The organism is Pseudomonas sp. HMWF006, assembly GCF_003061205.1.
GTDB lineage: Bacteria > Pseudomonadota > Gammaproteobacteria > Pseudomonadales > Pseudomonadaceae > Aquipseudomonas > Aquipseudomonas monsensis.
On record NZ_QAIU01000309.1, the window covers coordinates 1 to 1,573 of the forward strand.

Annotated in this window: 2 protein-coding genes; both read right to left on the minus strand. The window is 58.5% G+C overall.

Annotated elements, in window-relative coordinates; all coding sequences use genetic code 11:
* The coding region (locus DBR24_RS12640; RefSeq protein ID WP_146189027.1) for a phosphoenolpyruvate carboxykinase (ATP) at positions 1 to 1,101 on the minus strand (1,101 nt) is incomplete at its 3' end.
* Positions 1,102 to 1,282: 181 nt separating this feature from the next.
* Positions 1,283 to 1,573 (minus strand): Hsp33 family molecular chaperone HslO (locus DBR24_RS32055; protein ID WP_256591437.1); only part of this gene is annotated, 291 nt, incomplete at its 5' end.

Here is a 1,573-nt window from a genome sequence, read left to right on the forward strand (position 1 = left end):
CATTTCAGTCGAGCCCACCAGAGCGGTGTAGCCGGACAGGAAGTGGTAGGCCGCTTGTTCTTCGTTGAGGATCGACACTGGCGGCAGGACGCCGGTCAGGTCGCAGGTCAGGAAGATCACAGCGTTTGGCTCGCCGCCCAGGTTCTTCTCGGAACGCTTGGCAACGTGCTCCAGCGGGTAGGCCGCGCGGCTGTTCTGGGTCAGGCTGACATCGGCGTAGTCGGCGTGCTTGGCGTCGTCGATAACAACGTTTTCCAGCACAGCGCCGTGCTTGATGGCTTTCCAGATGACCGGCTCGTTCTTCTCGGACAGGTCGATGCACTTGGCATAGCAGCCGCCTTCGATGTTGAAGACAACGCCTTCGCCCCAACCGTGTTCGTCGTCACCGATCAGGTAACGGCTTTCGTCGGCCGACAGGGTGGTTTTACCGGTGCCCGACAGACCGAAGAACAGGGTCACGTCGCCTTCTTCGCCGATGTTGGCAGCGCAGTGCATTGGCAGCACGTCAGCGGCCGGCAGCAGGAAGTTCTGCACGGAGAACATGGCTTTCTTCATCTCACCGGCGTAACGCATGCCGGCGATCAGCACTTTCTTCTGTGCGAAGTTGAGGATCACGCAACCGTCGGAGTTGGTGCCGTCACGCTCAGGCACGCACTCGAAGTTGGCCACGTTGAGCACTTGCCACTCTTCACGACCGGCCGGGTTGTACTGCGCCGGGTTGATGAACAGGCAACGACCGAACAGGTTCTGCCAGGCAGTCTGAGTGGTCATTTTCACGGCCAGGTAGTGATCTTCGGCCGCGCCTACATGCACGTGGGAAACGAAATGCTCTTGCGCGTTGTTGAATGCTTCTACGCGAGCCCACAGCGCGTCGAACTTGTCGGCCGGGAACTTGCGGTTGATCGGGCCCCAGGCGATAGCGGCCTGGGTGGAAGGCTCTTCAACGATGAAACGGTCAACCGGCGAACGACCGGTGCGGTGACCAGTGCGAACAACCAGAGCGCCGGTATCGGCAAGCTCGCCCTCACCGCGGTTCAGGGCTTCTTTAACCAGATCATCAACACTCAGATCGGTGTACACGGCGTTATTGGCTTGCGTCATGAGGTTCCCCGTCGGCCAGTGGCCGAGTGTGCTCCAAACGTTTTGTAGTAGAAAGTCGTGCACTACTACCGCGAAAAAAGTGGGCCGGATTATGCCAGAAAAGCCCAAAAAGAGTAGGGTCCTCCCGTCGTAACGGCGAAATTCCGTCGTTACGCAGTGAATTTACCTGCGCTGAACCGTTTTAGTGCCGGGTATCTGACGGCGTGTCGACGCCTGCGCCAGCGAACAATTGAGCGATATCGGCTGCGTCGAACAGGTACTGCTGATTGCAGAACTGGCAATCGATCTCGATATTGCCGCCGTTCTCTTGAACCAACTGCTGCGCATCCTCAAGACCCAGACTGACCAGCGCGTTGCCCGAACGCTCGCGTGAGCAGGTGCAACGGAAGCGCAGTTTCTGCACATCGAACAGACGCACCTGCTCTTCATGGTAGAGACGATGCAACACGGTTTCGTTGTCCAGGCTCAACAA